The 15,712-nt window shown below is 51.1% G+C and carries 16 protein-coding genes; 8 read left to right on the top strand and 8 right to left on the bottom strand.

Annotated elements, in window-relative coordinates:
- Positions 1-127: 127 nt before the first annotated feature.
- Both EFB08_RS18835 and EFB08_RS18840 read right to left on the bottom strand, forming a co-directional pair.
- Positions 128-544, bottom strand: coding sequence for a hypothetical protein (locus tag EFB08_RS18835; RefSeq protein ID WP_123128510.1), 417 nt, complete (start codon positions 542-544; stop codon positions 128-130).
- A gap of 297 nt (positions 545-841) precedes the next feature.
- Complete coding sequence (locus tag EFB08_RS18840; RefSeq protein ID WP_125077805.1) at positions 842-1,282, bottom strand: hypothetical protein; 441 nt, start codon at positions 1,280-1,282, stop codon at positions 842-844.
- Positions 1,283-1,850: 568 nt separating this feature from the next.
- Here EFB08_RS18840 and EFB08_RS18845 point away from each other — a divergent pair.
- Positions 1,851-2,231 carry an Hsp20/alpha crystallin family protein gene (locus tag EFB08_RS18845; protein ID WP_123128512.1) on the top strand — a complete coding sequence of 127 codons (381 nt, stop codon included), beginning with the start codon at positions 1,851-1,853 and terminating at the stop codon, positions 2,229-2,231.
- Positions 2,232-2,391: 160 nt separating this feature from the next.
- A complete protein-coding gene (locus EFB08_RS18850; RefSeq protein WP_123128662.1) occupies positions 2,392-2,943 on the top strand; it encodes an Hsp20/alpha crystallin family protein in 552 nt (183 codons plus the stop codon).
- Between the two features lie 97 nt (positions 2,944-3,040).
- On the opposite strand, the gene EFB08_RS18855 is transcribed toward EFB08_RS18850, so the two are convergent.
- The gene (locus tag EFB08_RS18855) at positions 3,041-3,274 is read right to left on the bottom strand and encodes a hypothetical protein (RefSeq protein ID WP_125077806.1); all 234 of its coding nucleotides are present in this window, start codon (positions 3,272-3,274) and stop codon (positions 3,041-3,043) included.
- Between the two features lie 158 nt (positions 3,275-3,432).
- Here EFB08_RS18855 and EFB08_RS23695 point away from each other — a divergent pair, with 158 nt between their 5' ends.
- Positions 3,433-4,206 (top strand): hypothetical protein, encoded by a 774-nt coding sequence (locus EFB08_RS23695; RefSeq protein WP_193553982.1) that lies wholly within the window; start codon positions 3,433-3,435, stop codon positions 4,204-4,206.
- Positions 4,207-4,310: 104 nt separating this feature from the next.
- Here the strand turns inward: EFB08_RS23695 and EFB08_RS18865 are convergent, their stop codons facing one another.
- Complete coding sequence (locus EFB08_RS18865) at positions 4,311-4,625, bottom strand: SH3 domain-containing protein (protein WP_123128514.1); 315 nt, start codon at positions 4,623-4,625, stop codon at positions 4,311-4,313.
- 796 nt (positions 4,626-5,421) lie between these two features.
- On the opposite strand from EFB08_RS18865, the gene EFB08_RS18870 reads away from it, so the two are divergent.
- From EFB08_RS18870 to EFB08_RS18880, 3 genes are all read left to right on the top strand, one after another.
- Positions 5,422-5,811 (top strand): GNAT family N-acetyltransferase, encoded by a 390-nt coding sequence (locus EFB08_RS18870; protein ID WP_165864965.1) that lies wholly within the window; start codon positions 5,422-5,424, stop codon positions 5,809-5,811.
- 146 nt (positions 5,812-5,957) lie between these two features.
- Complete coding sequence (locus EFB08_RS18875; RefSeq protein ID WP_123128516.1) at positions 5,958-6,650, top strand: alpha/beta fold hydrolase; 693 nt, start codon at positions 5,958-5,960, stop codon at positions 6,648-6,650.
- A complete protein-coding gene (locus EFB08_RS18880; RefSeq protein ID WP_123128517.1) occupies positions 6,643-7,053 on the top strand; it encodes a septal ring lytic transglycosylase RlpA family protein in 411 nt (136 codons plus the stop codon). Before EFB08_RS18875 ends, EFB08_RS18880 begins: the two co-directional genes overlap by 8 nt.
- 522 nt (positions 7,054-7,575) lie before the next feature.
- Here EFB08_RS18880 and EFB08_RS18885 read toward each other — a convergent pair.
- Positions 7,576-8,508: a 1-phosphofructokinase family hexose kinase gene (locus EFB08_RS18885; protein WP_123128518.1), complete on the bottom strand. Its 933-nt coding sequence runs from the start codon at positions 8,506-8,508 to the stop codon at positions 7,576-7,578.
- 230 nt (positions 8,509-8,738) lie between these two features.
- On the opposite strand from EFB08_RS18885, the gene EFB08_RS18890 reads away from it, so the two are divergent.
- Positions 8,739-9,335: an RNA polymerase sigma factor gene (locus EFB08_RS18890; protein ID WP_123128519.1), complete on the top strand. Its 597-nt coding sequence runs from the start codon at positions 8,739-8,741 to the stop codon at positions 9,333-9,335.
- Positions 9,336-9,346: 11 nt separating this feature from the next.
- Positions 9,347-10,726, top strand: coding sequence for a T9SS type A sorting domain-containing protein (locus tag EFB08_RS18895; RefSeq protein WP_123128520.1), 1,380 nt, complete (start codon positions 9,347-9,349; stop codon positions 10,724-10,726).
- A gap of 71 nt (positions 10,727-10,797) precedes the next feature.
- On the opposite strand, the gene nagA is transcribed toward EFB08_RS18895, so the two are convergent.
- From nagA to EFB08_RS18910, 3 genes are all read right to left on the bottom strand, one after another.
- Entirely contained in the window at positions 10,798-11,949 is a 1,152-nt protein-coding gene (gene nagA / locus EFB08_RS18900) for an N-acetylglucosamine-6-phosphate deacetylase (protein ID WP_165864966.1), read from the bottom strand.
- A gap of 112 nt (positions 11,950-12,061) precedes the next feature.
- Complete coding sequence (locus tag EFB08_RS18905; protein WP_123128522.1) at positions 12,062-14,494, bottom strand: outer membrane beta-barrel family protein; 2,433 nt, start codon at positions 14,492-14,494, stop codon at positions 12,062-12,064.
- Between the two features lie 493 nt (positions 14,495-14,987).
- Positions 14,988-15,698: a DUF4097 family beta strand repeat-containing protein gene (locus EFB08_RS18910; protein ID WP_123128523.1), complete on the bottom strand. Its 711-nt coding sequence runs from the start codon at positions 15,696-15,698 to the stop codon at positions 14,988-14,990.
- Between the last annotated feature and the right edge of the window lie 14 nt (positions 15,699-15,712).

Consider the following 15,712-nt stretch of genomic DNA (forward strand, 5'->3'; position numbering starts at 1 on the left):
ACTTTCCCCTGTTTTAGGGCCTAAAATCAGAAATCAGGCTAAAAGCACCCTGCCGGGAAGAAGAAGAAAGGACTAGCGCAGACCAGGAAACTGGGCTAAGATGTAAGGCTGTCGCTTGGGGGTATTCTTAGAAATCCTGCATCAGCCAGTGGAGGGCTTCTTCCTCGTCCTGAAAGTTTTTAAGGGCAAGTTCATTCAAGTCCCCGGCCCGCTGGATGAAGTACTCAATGGCTTCTACCTGCTTCTGGTCTTCTGAAGGAAGCACTGCCATCCGGCGTAGGGGGCCATTGAGGCACAAAGGCACCACGTTCTCCTCCAGCCAGTTTTTGTCTTCCTCAGAAAAACCCTTCATTTTACGGTCATCGGCCAGCCAACGGGTAAGCCGGTACTTATCTGTGACGTGGACACAGATCAAAAAGGCTTCCTGCAGATCAGGGCCTGCCAGTTTGCCTTTCCAGACCGCCATCCCCAATGAACGCTCCAGATCATACCGCACAGAGAAGGCCTCACTTTCGTAGTAGACCGAGGGCAATGTTAAAAACATGGAATAGTAGTTTACAAAGGACCAAAGACACTTGGGGGATAGCATCTTATTCACATACCTGTCCTTCTGTACTGCAAAAGTACTATTAATTTATCAAAATAAGAACAACTATGTTGATGAACGCATTTGAGAGCCACAGTTGCTTTAAGGGCAATACAAACCACTAAGCAATAGAGCTTTGGCGCTGTCTAAATAGGAGTAAAATGATGTTATCCGGCACGCCAGACCTCCTGGTACCCGGGAGGGAACGTGGTATCCTTCCGAAAGGAACCTGATTTAAAAGAAAACAGCAAAGGACTACCTTTCATCTCTGCTTTTGGCGGGGTTCTCCACAGAAAACGGAGCCATCAACCATAACATGGCCTCTCCTTCATCCTTGAAATCGCACATAGCCAAATGGTGCAGGTTGCCCGCACGCTGAATCATCTGCTCTACGGCCATCTTGTTGAACAAGTCTTCTGAGACCAAAGTGGCCATTCGGCGCAGAGAACTCTGCAGAAGACGAGGCATAATGACTTCTACAAACCAAGCTTGATCGGCCTGCCGAATGGCTTTCATTTTCGGGTTATCGGCGAGCCAACGAGTAATGCCATTCTCTTCTATGAGCCCAATACAGGCTAAAACCGCTTCCTGAAATTCATGGCTGCTCAGAAAACCATTCCAAACAGCATAAGCCGTTGAACGGTCTTCGTCAAAACTCAAGGTTACACTTTCTGTATGATAGTAAACTTTTCTCATGGAGAATAAAATACAACAACGCCTTAGAAGGTCAAAAACCTGTCGTAGCGGTTGGTTTCTGGTCAGATTTCGAAACATCCACTCTAAACCTCAGGGCCTGGCACCTGCCGTCACTTCCGAAGAACTACCCGCTCTCGCTCAACTCAAATTCCTTTCTGCAGGTAGCGTCTGCCTGAAGCCTTCTCATCCCTGAAGAACCACGTACCAGCTAAATTGTTTTAACCCCGCGCACCGTCTCTTCCTGGCCTACGGCTTTTACGGGCAGGCATTTGCCTACGCCTCGTATAAACCCTTGGCTTCATATACGGTGTAGGAACAGGAAAGTACGCCCTTTCTCGCCTGTAAAGGCCATTGGTTTGGCCGTGAGGAAATCTGACATCTTTTCACAGCCAATCTCTCTGTTTCCAGAGGTAGTTTCATGGCAAAAGAACCTGCCAAAATTACATCATGAACGTATTTTCCGGTTGACAATATGTCTTAACAGTGGCTAGAAAGCGCCTCTAGAGTGACTGGTACACCCTTTGCAATATGCCTCCTGAATCACTTAGAAAGGAAGAGGGAAAGCGTCATGAAACTGATCAAAGATAAAAAGTTCTTAAAGAACATTGCACACTATATAGATTTAACCAACACCATAGGCGGCGGGGTGGTCCAGCCGCAGGTGAACATGGTGAAACGTAAAACCGAAGCGGTTTTGCAGGTGGTGTTACCGGGCGTGTCTCCGGAGCAGTGCCAGGTGCTGCTGGACAAAAACCAACTCACCGTAATGGCCTTGCACCAGCCTCAGCAACATCCAGAAACGCAGATGCCGCTGTTCCACCAGAATTTCCTGTTGCCACCCTACGTTGATTTCAGCGAACTGAAAGTGGTGCACAAAGGCCATGAGTTGCGGGTACACATTCCGTATCTGCCACAAGGCCCTCGGTTCTTAGAGATTGAGCAACGCTAAACGATAAAAGCCCCAGACGCGTCTGACACCAGGCGTTTAGGGGTTGTTTTACTAAAACCCGGCTTAAAACGGCCCTCGTGTTCTAAAGACAGTCAGATTTAAAAAGGCAGCAAAAGGGCTGCCCCTATGTTTCACATTTAAAGAAGGTAAAGTTATGGCCATGCAACGTTTAGGAAGCGGCTTTGATGACATGATGCCGCAGACGTTCAGCAGTATGCTGGACCGATTCTTTAATGATTCTGTGAACAGCCGCGAGCGGCTGAATAGATTCAGCCCTCAGGTAGACACCTGTGAAACCGAGAAAGGGTATGAACTGGAAATGGCACTTCCGGGCCTCAAGAAAGAAGACATTCACCTTGATTTCCAACAAGGGCTTCTGACCATCTCCGGTGAGCGTCATTTCAAGAACGAGCAGCAAGACAAGCGCTATCATTTAATTGAAAGCCAATATGGGTCTTTCAGCCGCTCCTTCCAGTTCCCTGACACGGTGAACGCTGACAACATTGAAGCAGCGTTTGAAAATGGCATTCTGCACGTGCGGGTTCCCAAAGACGAACAGAAAACCGCCAAGCGCCGGATTGAGATACGCGAAGGTGCCGCGCAGCCTATCCAACTAGAAAGAGACAATGTCTCTGCAGAAAACAAAGGCAACTCCTCTGGTGGCACCAAGAAAAAACAGTCTGCCACCACCAATGGAACTGGCACCCATTAAGCCAGGAGGAGAAAGCACTTAAAACGAAAGGCACCGCTTTTGCAGTGCCTTTCGTTTTATATAAGGTGATCCTGTACCACTCTTCTTACGTATGGTATTAGCCCTGCTTGCCCGAACTCATGGCCGAGTTACCGTTCCCGGCACTGTCTGGAATGCTGCCTGGGTTGAAGGAGTTTCTGGATCCTTGGCCCGGAACAGAAGACGGGTTAGGTCTGTCGCCCGAGATGCGGGTGGTGGTTCCTTCTGGGATTGCTCCTGCCTTGTTTGCCCGCACGTAGTACACGGTGACAAACAAAGCGATGATCAATAAAATACACAATGCTATAAACATGACAAATCTGGTTAAGTGAAACATAAGGCTTCTTTCTTTTACTCTGTTTTCTGCCTGCTGTTGCGCTTTTCCGGTGGTTATTCCACTCCCGGGGCTGGGTTTATCTTTTTTTCCCCAGCTTTATCATAGAGAAGCTACTTTTTCGTTTATTTAATGCTATGATAAAAAAATTATATTTTCTGGTTTTCTTTTGCTGGGCTGCGGCAGAATGTAGCTGGGCCCAAAGCTCTGAAGTTACATCGGGGCAACCATATTTTATAGAACTGCACAACGGACAGCGCGTGTATGCGCAGAAGCTTCAATTCAAAAGCCCGGTCTTCAAACAGAACTTCTTCCTTTTGGATGACTCTCTGAAATACGCCCCTGAAACGGTAAAGTATTTCCAGAGCAACGAAGGCTTCTTTGCCCGCGTAGACGCCGGCCGCCGCTTCAGTAACTTTGCCCAGCGCGAACAGGCCGGGCGCGTGTCTACCTACTTTGTGTACCGCACAGACTACAACTCCTATGGCCCAGGCATTGGCATTGGCATGGGAGGCTACGGCATGGGTGGTTACGGAATGGGCGGATACGGCGGGTATGGCGGCTATCCTTCCCAGCGCCGCGTGTATTATTTCCAAAAGGAAAAGGAGCCTTTGCAGCCGCTTACCTACAGGAACCTTCGGGCCGCCTTGTCTGACAACCCTGGTAGTTTAGAGAGTCTACAGGATTACAAAAGGGGACAGAACATTCAAACGGGCTTTTATGTGGCTGGTGCTGGCCTGATGATCGCGGGTGCTACCCAGCAATTCAGGGGCAGCAGCTCTGGCAGTTCGGTTTCCCCGCTGCTGCTGGTAGGTTTGGGAGTTTCCTTGCTTCCCCAGATCTTCCGATTGGTGAGAAAAGACCGTCTTTCTGAGGCTATAGAGATCTACAACTATACACCTAAAGAATAGCGCCTGCGTAATCTGTTAAAGCAAAGGGCCCGCTCTTGGATGAGCGGGCCCTTTGCTTTAAGGACATGGCCGGTCAGAGGCCTGCCTTCTTGCTTTTTGCCAGATTAAAGCTTAGCGCTTTTATTTGGGGCTACTGGAGTTTTAGCAGCGGTAGCTTTTTTGGCTTTCTTGGCTTTCAGGTAAGTATTCAGCACATAGCCAGCTTCTCCGTCAATCTGTACCAGAGACCATTCATGGTTTTGTTTCCGCATGACAATGATCTCATCTTCAGAACCCAGCAGGCGCATCACTTCGCCCCCAATACCCGGCTGACGGTACATTTTAACTTTCTCTGTGTTCACCCGGCTGGTAGGGCCTTGCGCGAACGCAGTTAATACTTGCATGCTAACTAGGGCGAGGATGATGAATAGACGTTTCATAATTATTTTGTTTTAATGAGTGAATGACAAAATGAAAGACTCTTATTTTAATGGTTTAATTGCTCATTTAAACACCTTTTCAAAAGGAAAAGGACGTGAATATCCAGGGCAGTATTTTGCCTATTATTTGCGAATGTATTATTTCAATATGTTTGTGTTATACTCTAATAGATGCAGAATCTAAAAGAAGGTTGCTTGCGGATGTTTATTTTTTCTTAATAATGAGAAACTAATCTTAAAACCATCTATTCCTACACTAGTTCTGCTCCAACTCCTTGCGTTATTCTAGGTTTCACAAGTTACATGCCAAGTAATTAAGTATCTAAAAATCAATCCTTTATACATAATCTCAAATAACTTTATGTGCGATGCCGTACACTTTTCTATTTAAAACCGGACACTTTTCGTTCACACCTAACCTTTGAATATTTATTGTCTGTAAAAGGGATCCCGAACACCATACTACTACAGCAAATCTTTTCGTTCACTACGCCAACAGATGTATCTACACCAATATCAACCCAGGCTCCTCTAGATTCATCACCCGAATTATCAGGATCTAATTAAAAGCTATTTCCGTCCTCTAACGGAACAAATATAAAGGGGCTATTTTCTTAAAACCAAGCCCAAAACAGCAATTAACAGATAATTAACTATACTAAGGATTAGCGACTTTTTATTTAACATTTCCTTAGCATTTATTTCACCCCTGCCAGCCACTTCCTATTTTTGTACCTGATTTAATTCTATCATGGTTACAGCTTTTCAAATAAGGGAAATAACAGAGTTAGCTGAGATGCTGCATCAATTCCCCTTGATTCAGTTCCTGAACCCCAACATGGAGCCCGAGCGGTACGAGGAGTTGTTGCGCTTGATGCTACCCCAGCACTACCGGATGGTAGGCGTTTTTGATGGCACCACTTGCCTGGGTTTGTCGGGGTACTGGATTGGCACCAAGCTGTACAGCGGCAAGTACCTGGAGGTAGACAATTTTGTGGTGGATGAGCAGTACCGCTCAAAGGGCATCGGGAAACTACTGCTTGACTGGCTTACTGCCGAGGCCAACCGCTATCACTGCGAGACCATGATGCTGGATGCCTACGTGGTGAACAATGCCGCCCATAAGTTCTACCTGCGCGAAGGCTTTGTGATCAAGGGTTTCCATTTCCTGAAAAGGCTGGCGTAGATACCCAAAACCTCGGAACCAATAACGTCTTTGCTTTGCTTGAGAAGGCCCGTTTTCTGAACAAGGCGGTTTTCGGGCCTTTTCCAGAAAAAGGCCCTGAAACAGAAACGTTTGGTTTGAACCCGTAAGAACACTTATCTTACCACATGGAACCACTGCTACTGTTACACGGCGCTCTTGGCGCGAAAGACCAGTTTGAGCCGCTGCTGCCACTGCTGTCCTCTACGGTACCGGTGTACTCCTTCAACCTGGCTGGCCATGGCGGAGCTCCCTTTCCCAAAGAGCCTTTCTCTATAGAATACTTTGTACGCCAACTGCTGGACTGGCTGGATCATCATCACCTGCCCCGCATTCAGGTTTTTGGCTACAGCATGGGCGGCTATATTGCCCTGGAAGCGGCTAGGCAGCAACCTGACCGCTTCTCCCGGATCTTTACCCTTGCTACCAAGTTCCACTGGACTCCTGAAACAGCCCTCCATGAAACCGCGAAGCTCCAGCCAGACATAATTTCCTCCAAAGTACCGACGTTTGCACAGGTACTGCAGGAGCGGCATGCCCCGCAAGACTGGACTGAACTATTGCATCGCACTTCGGCCATGATGCACCAATTGGGTCAGGTACCTACGCTTTCAAGTCAGGCTTTCGCCCAGATCAACATACCGGTGTGCGTAGCCGTAGGAGACCGAGACCAGATGGTTTCCATTGAAGAATCGCTGGAAGCATACCGGCAATTGCCGCAAGGCCAGTTTCATGTTTTACCCAATACCAAACACCCGCTGGAGCAACTCCAATGGCCGCAGTTGGCCCAGGCGCTCCAACATTTTTTCTCTTATGCATAAATCCCCCTCCTGGTTCCGCTGGAATCTTCTTTGCCTTCTGTTTCTGGTCTTTTTCTTTTCCAGCTGCTCTTCCAGCGAACCTGCCTTCGGGAAGCGCGGCTACACAGAGAACGGAAAAGCCTCTTTTTACTCCGATAAACTAAAAGGGAACAAAATGGCCAACGGCGAACCCTACAGACCCGGCAAGCGCACGGCCGCCCACAAGAAACTGCCGTTTGGCACTAAAGTAAAAGTCATCAATCCGCAGAACGGCCGTTCCGTGAAAGTGCTCATCACTGACCGCGGACCTTTCGCCCGCGGCCGCATCATAGATCTTTCTAAATCAGCGGCCCGGAAACTGGATCTGGAGAAAAGCGGGGTGGCACCGGTGCAGATGAAGGTGTTGAGGGAAGGGAGAAGATAAGGTTTGTCTTGGTTTCTTTTTGCCTGAGGCTTCCCTTGTTGAGGGCAAGGCTTGTAGTCTGAAGTTGGTTTTGTTGCTTGGTCTGGTAAAGCTGCCGTGGCTTCTGGTGTTCAGTTTTTAAGAGCTTGGTTGTTTCATCGTATCCCTTCGTGCGCTCACGGCCGCGAGGCCCCGTCTTCCGGGTTCGCGCTGTGCCAGCTTCCTTTGCTCCTTTCAGTCGCAATGCCTATCGGCACCGGAACCTGCCTAGGCGCTCACCCGAAAGACTGGAATAGGGTTCTTTCAACTGCTGCGATATTCCATGGTTCAAGTCTGCGACTTGGACCTACTATGATCTGAAGTTTGCAACTTCAGTGGGGCGCGAGCCTCAAAATGCAAGGAACCGCTGGTGCCAACCAACAGACCATGTTAACACGTATTTCCAAATCCCTTCAGCTTACCAAAACATCAGACCCAAACCTCGTCATTTCTAAAAGTACCCTTTTCAGCCTGGTTTCCCCAAAACAACGGCAAAACGAGATGTTACCGTCGTGCTTTGAGCCAGGCGTAGATGCTTTCTACATCGGGTTTGCGGCAGAGTTCGGAGCCGGGGGTCATGGTGGCGGCGGTACCTGCCGCAACTCCGTAGCGGATCACGTCTGACAAAGGCCAGCCTTCCTGGAGTTTCAGGACCATGGCGCCCACCATGCTATCACCAGCGCCTACGGCGCTTTCTTGTTTGACGGTGGGCGGCACTACGTATTCAAATCCTTCTTTGGAAGCCAACATAGCACCTCTGGGTCCTAAGGAAACCACCAAAACCTGGCTTTTGCCTTCCTCCAACACCTGCGTGGCCAGATCTTCCTGTTCCTGCGACGAGATCACTTCTTTGTTGGCCAGCGCCGCTAGTTCGTTCAGGTTGGGTTTGAGCAGGTAAATGCCTTTGCTGGCCGCTTTCATGAGGGCTTCGCCCGAGGTGTCTACTACCAGTTTAAAGCCTTTCTTGCAGGCCAGTTCTGCTATTTGGGCATAGAAATCATCTGGTACGCCGGGGGGGTTGCTGCCGCTGGCAATCACAAACTCGGGGACTTCTTCCAGTTCCTCCAAGGCCTGTAGAAACTGTCGCCACTCGGGTTCCGTGACCTGGGGGCCGGGCATGCCAAACCGATATTCCTGGCGAGACGAGGTTTCAAACACCACCAGGTTTTCCCGGGTAGATTCGGCGCAGGTGAATTTTCGGAACTGGACCCCTTCCTTTTGAAGAAGGTCTCCCAGTTTATCTCCCGTGTGTCCGCCGGCCAGATACCAAGCGCAGGATTCACCACCCAATTTCTTGATAGCCCTGGACACGTTGATACCGCCGCCGCCCGGCTCAAAGACTGGCTTCTCACAGCGGAGTTTTTTCTCTGGGGCTACAGATTCTACCCGGGTGCTTTTATCCAGCGCGGGGTTTACGGTGATGGTGATGATTTTCATAGCGATGGTAGTATGGACAAATGGAGTCAGGGTGGCTTCTAAAGTAATTTCCTTGGAAGCAATCCCCAGAACAGAAAGTCTATTTTCAGGCTCCTTTTAGTAAATCAGCCTTGAAATGATCTTTTACGATACTATTCGGCTTATCTTCAAAAAAAGTTAAAAAGTTATTCCCCGCCTGCGACTTTTCTGGTGCTTCATGTCACTTACCGTCAAAACCAGAGGAATACGTTATGTCCCAACCGCAAGAACATACCGCCAAACAGCAAGCGTTTCTGGCGCTCTACGAACCGGTGCACGCGCCTTTTGCCCGGTTCTGCCAGGCTCGGGTGTTTCATAGCGCAGACGCCAAAGACCTCATCAGTGAGACGGTACTGCAAGCCTATGAGCACTTTGATTCGCTTCGGCACAAAGAGGCGTTCCTGCATTTCCTGTTCGGGATCGCGACCCGCATCCTGCGGAACAAGAGCCGGCGGCGCAAGTTCTGGGGCATTTTCAGTGCTCCGGAGGCCGAGGAAAAACACCTGGACTCCCAAAACCCGGAGCTGACCGCCGATGTACGGTTGCTGTACGAGGCCCTGGCCAAACTGCCCGAGGAACAGCGCGAAGCCATCATCCTGTTTGAGATCTCTGGTTTCGCCCTCAAGGAAGTGCAGGCCATTCAGGGGTGCAGCCTCTCGGCGGTGAAATCACGGGTGGTGCGCGGCAAGAAACGGCTGGCCCGCCTGCTCAACGACCAGGAAACGCTGCACGTGCTGGAAAACGAACCCTCTGAGGAGGCGCAGTTTGAGAAAATCAGTTCCCGGGCGCAAGTAAGTCTCACTTTTTAACCAGAGCCACCATGTCACACCCACATAAAAACCTGAACCATTACTTTGAGGCGGCCAAAACCCAGGAACCGGTGATGCCTCTGAGCGAACTGAAAGAAGCCCTCCACCAGCTTCCTGCCGGGGCAAATGCCGGAAAACAAACATCGGCGGTAGCCGGGAAAAAAGCAGCGTTTTGGGTTGTTGGTAGTTTGGGCGCTTTGGTGGGAGCTTTCCTGCTCTGGCTTTCCCTCACAGATGAACCCCAAAAGCCAATAGCGCAACAGACTTCCCCAGTGACTACTTCAGCGGTCAAACAGGAAAACGGGCCTCAAAACGGAGGCGCAAAGCCTACCGCTGCATCGGCAAAAAGTACCGCCTCTGGGGTTCAGGCAGTAGCAGCAACTCAACAAAGCACAGCCACTCCAGCTGGTAAAACAGCGGAGGAATCCGTTGTTCAAGGAAAGACTATTTCCGCGAAGGGTCAGTCCATCACGGTTGATCAGGCGCCTGGGAGTGTGAAAATCCTGGAAAAGACAAAACCTTTGGAGCCTAAAGAAGGCGAAAAGGTCTTCGGGAACATTGCTTTGTTGGAACTGCCGCGCAACGTGGAGCGGAAACTGGGGATTGAGGTGAACGACCGGGGCATTATGTACCTGCGGATTTTCCAGGACAAGGACGACAGCAACGTACGGCTGGAGTTTACCATCTACGGCGGCGGGCATTCTGTCAACGTGTACAAAGGCTGGAAACCCGGGGCAGACAGTGGCAAGGTAGCGGTGATAGCCCCCAACCTTCACCCGCTGTACGTCTCTAACCGGGCCGGGGAACAAAGAGTGAAGTACATGATGGAAGGCGAAAACGAACGGAAGCTAGAGCCTGCGTACTTCACCGAGATTGTAAACACCTTGATTCCGGTGCTCGTGCGGGCCAACAACCAAGCCAAAGACGAAGCCATTTTCTGGTATGCCGCCACTCCTGATTTTCTGGCCCAACTGCCGCAGCCTTTGCGCCAAGATATTATGCGGGAGTACAGGCAATTGGCGCAACAGAAAAACCTATCAGGTGATTCTTCCAGCCTGCTGACCGCCCCATTAAACGGAGTTTCTACCCAACTGAAGTATTTTGAGTCTAACCCTGGAAGCCTGTCCTCTATTCAATACGCAGTGGTGTTCCCTAACCCAACCGCCGAATGGCTGAACCTGTCTATGAGTTTGAAACGGGAAGAGGAAATGCGCGTGAGTCTGGTAGATATCAACGGGAAACTGGTAAAAACGCTTTCGCCCTACAAGCGCTACGCAGCCGGGGCGGTCACCGAAAAATTCAGCATCAAAGGCGAAGCCCGCGGACTTTACCTGCTCCTCGCCGAAACCAAATCAGGCCACCAGCACACCCAACGAATCATCATTGAGTAGCCGAAGAAGCTAGTTTTGCGAAAACCGTATCGGGCCTGCTTTCTGGAAAACAGGCCCGAAAAGGCTTTCGCTTATCCTTGATTCAGGGTTATTTCTGTGCCATCTACCCAGACGTTTTGCAGTTGCAGTTCCTGGTCCAACACCAGCAAATTGGCGGCTGCGCCGGGTACCAGTTGCCCTACTTTGTGCTCTAGTTTCAGAACCTGCGCTGGATACAGGGTGGCCATTCTGATAGCCTCGTCCAGCTCCAGGCCTACCATGTTCACGGTGTTCTGCACGGCTTGCAGCATGGTCAACGCTGAACCGGCCAACCGACCATCTTCCGTCTCGCAGCGGCCGTTGCGGTAATACGCTTTGAAGTTGCCGAAATCAGTGAACGGAATATTTGAGCCCACACAGGCGGCGCAGTCAGAGATGAGCAGCAGTTTTTCGCCCAGCATCTTTTTGGCCAATCGTACGGCGTAGGGGTGACAGTGCTCGCCGTCCACGATGATGCCGGTCCAGGCCTGTCCATAATCCAGCGCCGCCGCGGCCAGGCCGGGTTGTTTGGTGTCCATTCCGCTCATGGCGTTGTAGAGGTGCGTAACGGCCGTAACACCGTTCTGGAAGAAGTGCATGGCTTGGTCATACGTAGCCAGACTGTGCCCTGCAGAGAGTACGATGCCGCTGTCTACCAACCGCTGCAGCAAACTTTCCTCCACACATTCCGGGGCCAGGGTAAGATAGGTGATCACGTCTTTGCCGGCCTCCAGCAGCACATCTAGTTCCTCGTGCGTCGCTTCCCGGATGCAGGCCGGGTCATGGGCACCGGCTTTCCCCGGGTTGAAATAAGGCCCTTCCAGGTGCATGCCCAGAAAAATGCTGGGTTGCTGCTGCATGGCTTCGCGCACGGCCATGATGGTTTCCAGAATCTTGTCCTGAAACGCCGAGATCACCGTGGGCAGAAAGCTGGTGGTCCCAAACTGCAGATGCGCGTCCCGGATGGTGTTCAGACTTTCCAGCGTAGGATACTGGGTGAAATACACGCCGCCCCCGCCGTTGACCTGCAAATCCACGAACCCCGGGCAGATGATGCCGCCTTGCGCGTCTATAAGGGTAGCACCTTCAGGGATTTCATTTGTTTGAACCAAGTCCAGTATCTTTCCGTCTTCAAACAAAACCGCATAGCCTTGAGCGGTGGTGTAGCCGGAGTAGATGGTGCCGTTGGTGAGAGCGTAGCGCATGAGCGTTGGGGATTGATGGGTTTCAGGGCAAATTTGAGAAAAACAGGCCAGAAAGAACCGATGCATTTTCGGTTTAAGGCCTGTTTTCCAGAAATCATATCCAAAACAACTTTTATCCGCCCTCTTTCATATCATCGTTCCGGATGGCTTTCTTTTTTCGGGGCGCCTTGCTTGCGTTCTGCTGGCCAAACTTGTAGTCAAAGCTGAGCCGCACCGACCGGTTGAAGTTGCGGTTCTCGTTTGTTTGGAAGAAGGTCTCGGTACTGGTTTCGGTTCCGTAATTGATGGATTTAGTAAAGGGATTATTCACGCTCAGGGTAAGGCTGCCTTTCTTCTCAAACAGCTCCTTCTTCACGGCCAAGCTGTAGTACTGCCAGGAGTAGGCCTTGCCCTGGAGCGTCACCCGCGGCGAGTTAAAGCCTCCGGAGAATTGGGCTGTGACACCTTTGCCTACTTCGTAACCCGAGGTCAGATTCAAATTGTATTGCCAGCCGGTATTCTGGGTGCCCAGCCCGCTGAGGCGGTTGTAGTACACGTTCACATTGCCGTTGAGGCTGAGCGCCGGCACCGGCTTGGTTGCCCCAGACACGTTAAGGCCGTAACTCAACAGCTTGCCGGCGTTCGCAAAGGTATTCTGCGCCACGCCCTGGTCAATGCCCACCGTCACTAGCTGAATCGCGTTGTCAATCTGCCGCAGGTACAGGGCTGTGGTCACCGAACTGGTCTTGAAGAACGTGCTGTAGCCCACCTCATACAGGTGCGTCAGCTCAGGGTCTAGTTTGGGATTGCCGTAGAAAATACTCTTAGGATCACGGTTGTCACGGTAAGGATTCAGAAGGAAGATATGGGGTCGTTGGATGCGCTGAGTATAGCTGAACTTGAAGGTATGGTTTTCTTTCAGCGTGCGGGATAAAGTCAGACTGGGGATAAGGGTGTGGTAGGTCTCGTTCAGGAAGGTGGTGGTGCTGGTGAAATCGCCTTTCAGATGGGTCTGCTCGTAACGCGTACCGGCTTTGAAGGAGAAGTTCTTGCCCAGCGTGAGGCCGTAGGAAAGGTACCCCGCCACCACATCCTGTTGGTAATGGAACACGTCTTCTTCGGGCGTTTCAAGGTTCTCCAGCGGAAACCGGATGTCATACCTAGCCTCGCTATTAGCCCGACGGAGGATGGCCTTGGCTCCCACTTCCAGCGTAGATTTATCACTGAACGGATGGCCGTAATCTGCCTGAAAGGTGATCTCGCGGTTGCTGTTCTCGTTGGTGTTGCGCTGCAGGTAAAAAAGCTGCTCTTCCTGGGTGAAGCGGTCCTGGTTCACGAAGTTTTCATGGTCAGATTGGCTGAACTGCGCCAAAAACGTCAATTCCTGCTGCGGTTTGAACACGCGCGTGTACTCCAGGTTCAGGTCGGCGCCCAGAGGAATAAACTGGTAATTGTTCGTGTTCCGGATGTACTGGAAAGGCCCGGACTGGCTGGTAGTGGTTTCCTGCGCGCTGTTGCCCTGGTAACGCCCCGTGTTCAGCTTAAGGCCTATGGAGAACAGATTCATAGAATCCAGGTCATAGTCCAGCCCCAATTGCGCCGATCCGCCGCCGCCATGCACCCGTCCATCGCCGTCTTGAATGGTGATGATGTCCTCGCCCTCTACATATTCCTGCCGGTACATTCCGTACCCTTTGGGCACAGAATACCGGAAACTGCTCAGATCCAGGTTCACGCCCATTTTGCCACGGCGCACACTCAGGTTGCTGAAAATACTGCTGTTCTGGGTACCCGCCGTCAGCCCTGCGCTCCCGGTCAGGCCCTGCAGCGACTTCCTTTTAGTGATGATGTTGATGATGCCAGCAGAACCCTCGGCATCGTATTTGGCCGATGGACTGGTGATCACCTCCACGCTTTTGATCTGGTCTGCCGGAATCTGTTTGAGGGCATCGGCCAGGTTCGTGGCCATGATAGAAGAAGCCTTGTTGTTGATGAGTACCCGCACGTTGGAAGAGCCCCGCAAAGCTACATTGCCGTCTACATCTACCGTGAGTGAGGGCACCTTCTTGAGCACATCGGTGGCGTTGCCGCCCGTATTGGTGATGTCCTGGTCAGCGTTGTATACCAGGCGGTCGGCTTTGTCTTCAATAAGCGGTTTTTGCCCCACCACCGTCACCTCCTGCAGCTTGTTTTCCGCCGGGCTCAGCAGCATCTGCCCCAATTCCACCTCCACTGCTTTGCCTGTCACCGCCACCGGCCCGATGGTCTTGCCCCGGTACCCTACAAAGCTGAACGAAAGCAGATACTCACCCTCGGGAACCCTGCCAAACGTGAACTTACCTTGTCCATTGGTCAAAGTTCCGTCTATTGATTGGCGATTACCTCCCAGCAACAAGGCCACCGTGGCAAATTCCACCGGCTTGCCCGATGCAGAATCAAGTAAGGTGCCGGTGATTTTTCCACTGATCTTCACCGAGGCATCTGCCAGCGGCGCAACTGCAATTTGTGCCCAGCCCGAAAAGTACAGGCATAGCGATACCAGCAAAAAGAGAGCTCTTTTTTTCATAGAAATATGGAATAAGATAGGAGAATAGAGAAGGAGTGACAGCAGATGCGCCGTGAAAAGCGAGAGGCCGTTTTCAGGTGGTTTTCAGGAAATCAGCCTAAAAGCGGAAGGGTATTTGGAGTAGGGGCAACTCCTTGTGGTTTCCCTATTTGGTGGCGGAGATCATTTTGGTTATTGTTGAGAACACACCACAACGGAGTCTTTATTGCGGCTGTAATCATCAGAAAAGGGGCAATCCTCTGCCGCACCACCTCGTTACAGTGTAACGAGGCTGCATCTCCGAATTATTCTGTAGCGACGTTACACGGTAACGTCGTACGCATTGCTCCTTAGCCTGAAGTATGTGGAAAAACACCGACAACCGAGAGTGTACTAGGCAATCTCATTAGGCGCCCTACAACACTGATCAGCAAAGGGAATCATCCCAGACTTTAGAGCTTGGAAGAGGGAATAGTGTTTCGGGGCTGCTTCTGGGAAAATAGCCCCGAAACGGTTATTTCTTTTTCCGGAAGTAGATGTTGTTGCTGATGGTTTCCAGTTGGATGGCGGGGCCGCCGTTGTTGACTTTTCCTTTGAGCTGATAACCTACCATGGGCGTTTCCTGCTTCTTTTCGGGGAGGTCAAGGGAAAGGTCAGAGTAAACTTCGCCGGTGATGGTTTTCAGGGCCACGTTGGCTCCCTTCTGGGTAGACCAGTCCATGTCTACAAACCCGCTGATGGATTTTGCGTTGACAGTGCCAGTGAGGCCGCGCAGTTCAATGTCGCCGTTGATGGTTTCCAAGGTGAGGTTGGTTTCGCGGGGAAGGAAGATCTCGTAGTCGATGCGGGTGCAGACTCCGTTTTTCATCTTGCCGTTAGAGTAGTTCCCGAAACTGGTGGTAGCCCCGCCGGGGCAATCGCCTTCGTAGGTGCTGTTCTTCAGGAGCTTTTCGTCCAGGTCGGCGATGACTTTGAGTTGGTCTTTGCCGGGGTCAAAGGTTACCAGCAGGGCCTGGTTCAGCTGGCCGCCGTTGATCTCGTAAGTCACTTTCACGTAGGCGTCTTTTTTGTCCCAGGCGGTCACTTTTACATCGTTCCCGAATTTCAGATTCAGGTGCACTTTCTTGGAGGCGGGCACGTCCAGGGTTTTCTCAATCGTTTTTTTCTGGGCATAGAGATTCCCGGCACCCCACAGCAGCAGGGCTATCAGCAATAGCTTTTTCATAAGAAGGTTGGTTT

The sequence above is a fragment of the Rufibacter latericius genome, assembly GCF_003721515.1.
Classification (GTDB): Bacteria; Bacteroidota; Bacteroidia; order Cytophagales; family Hymenobacteraceae; genus Nibribacter; species Nibribacter latericius.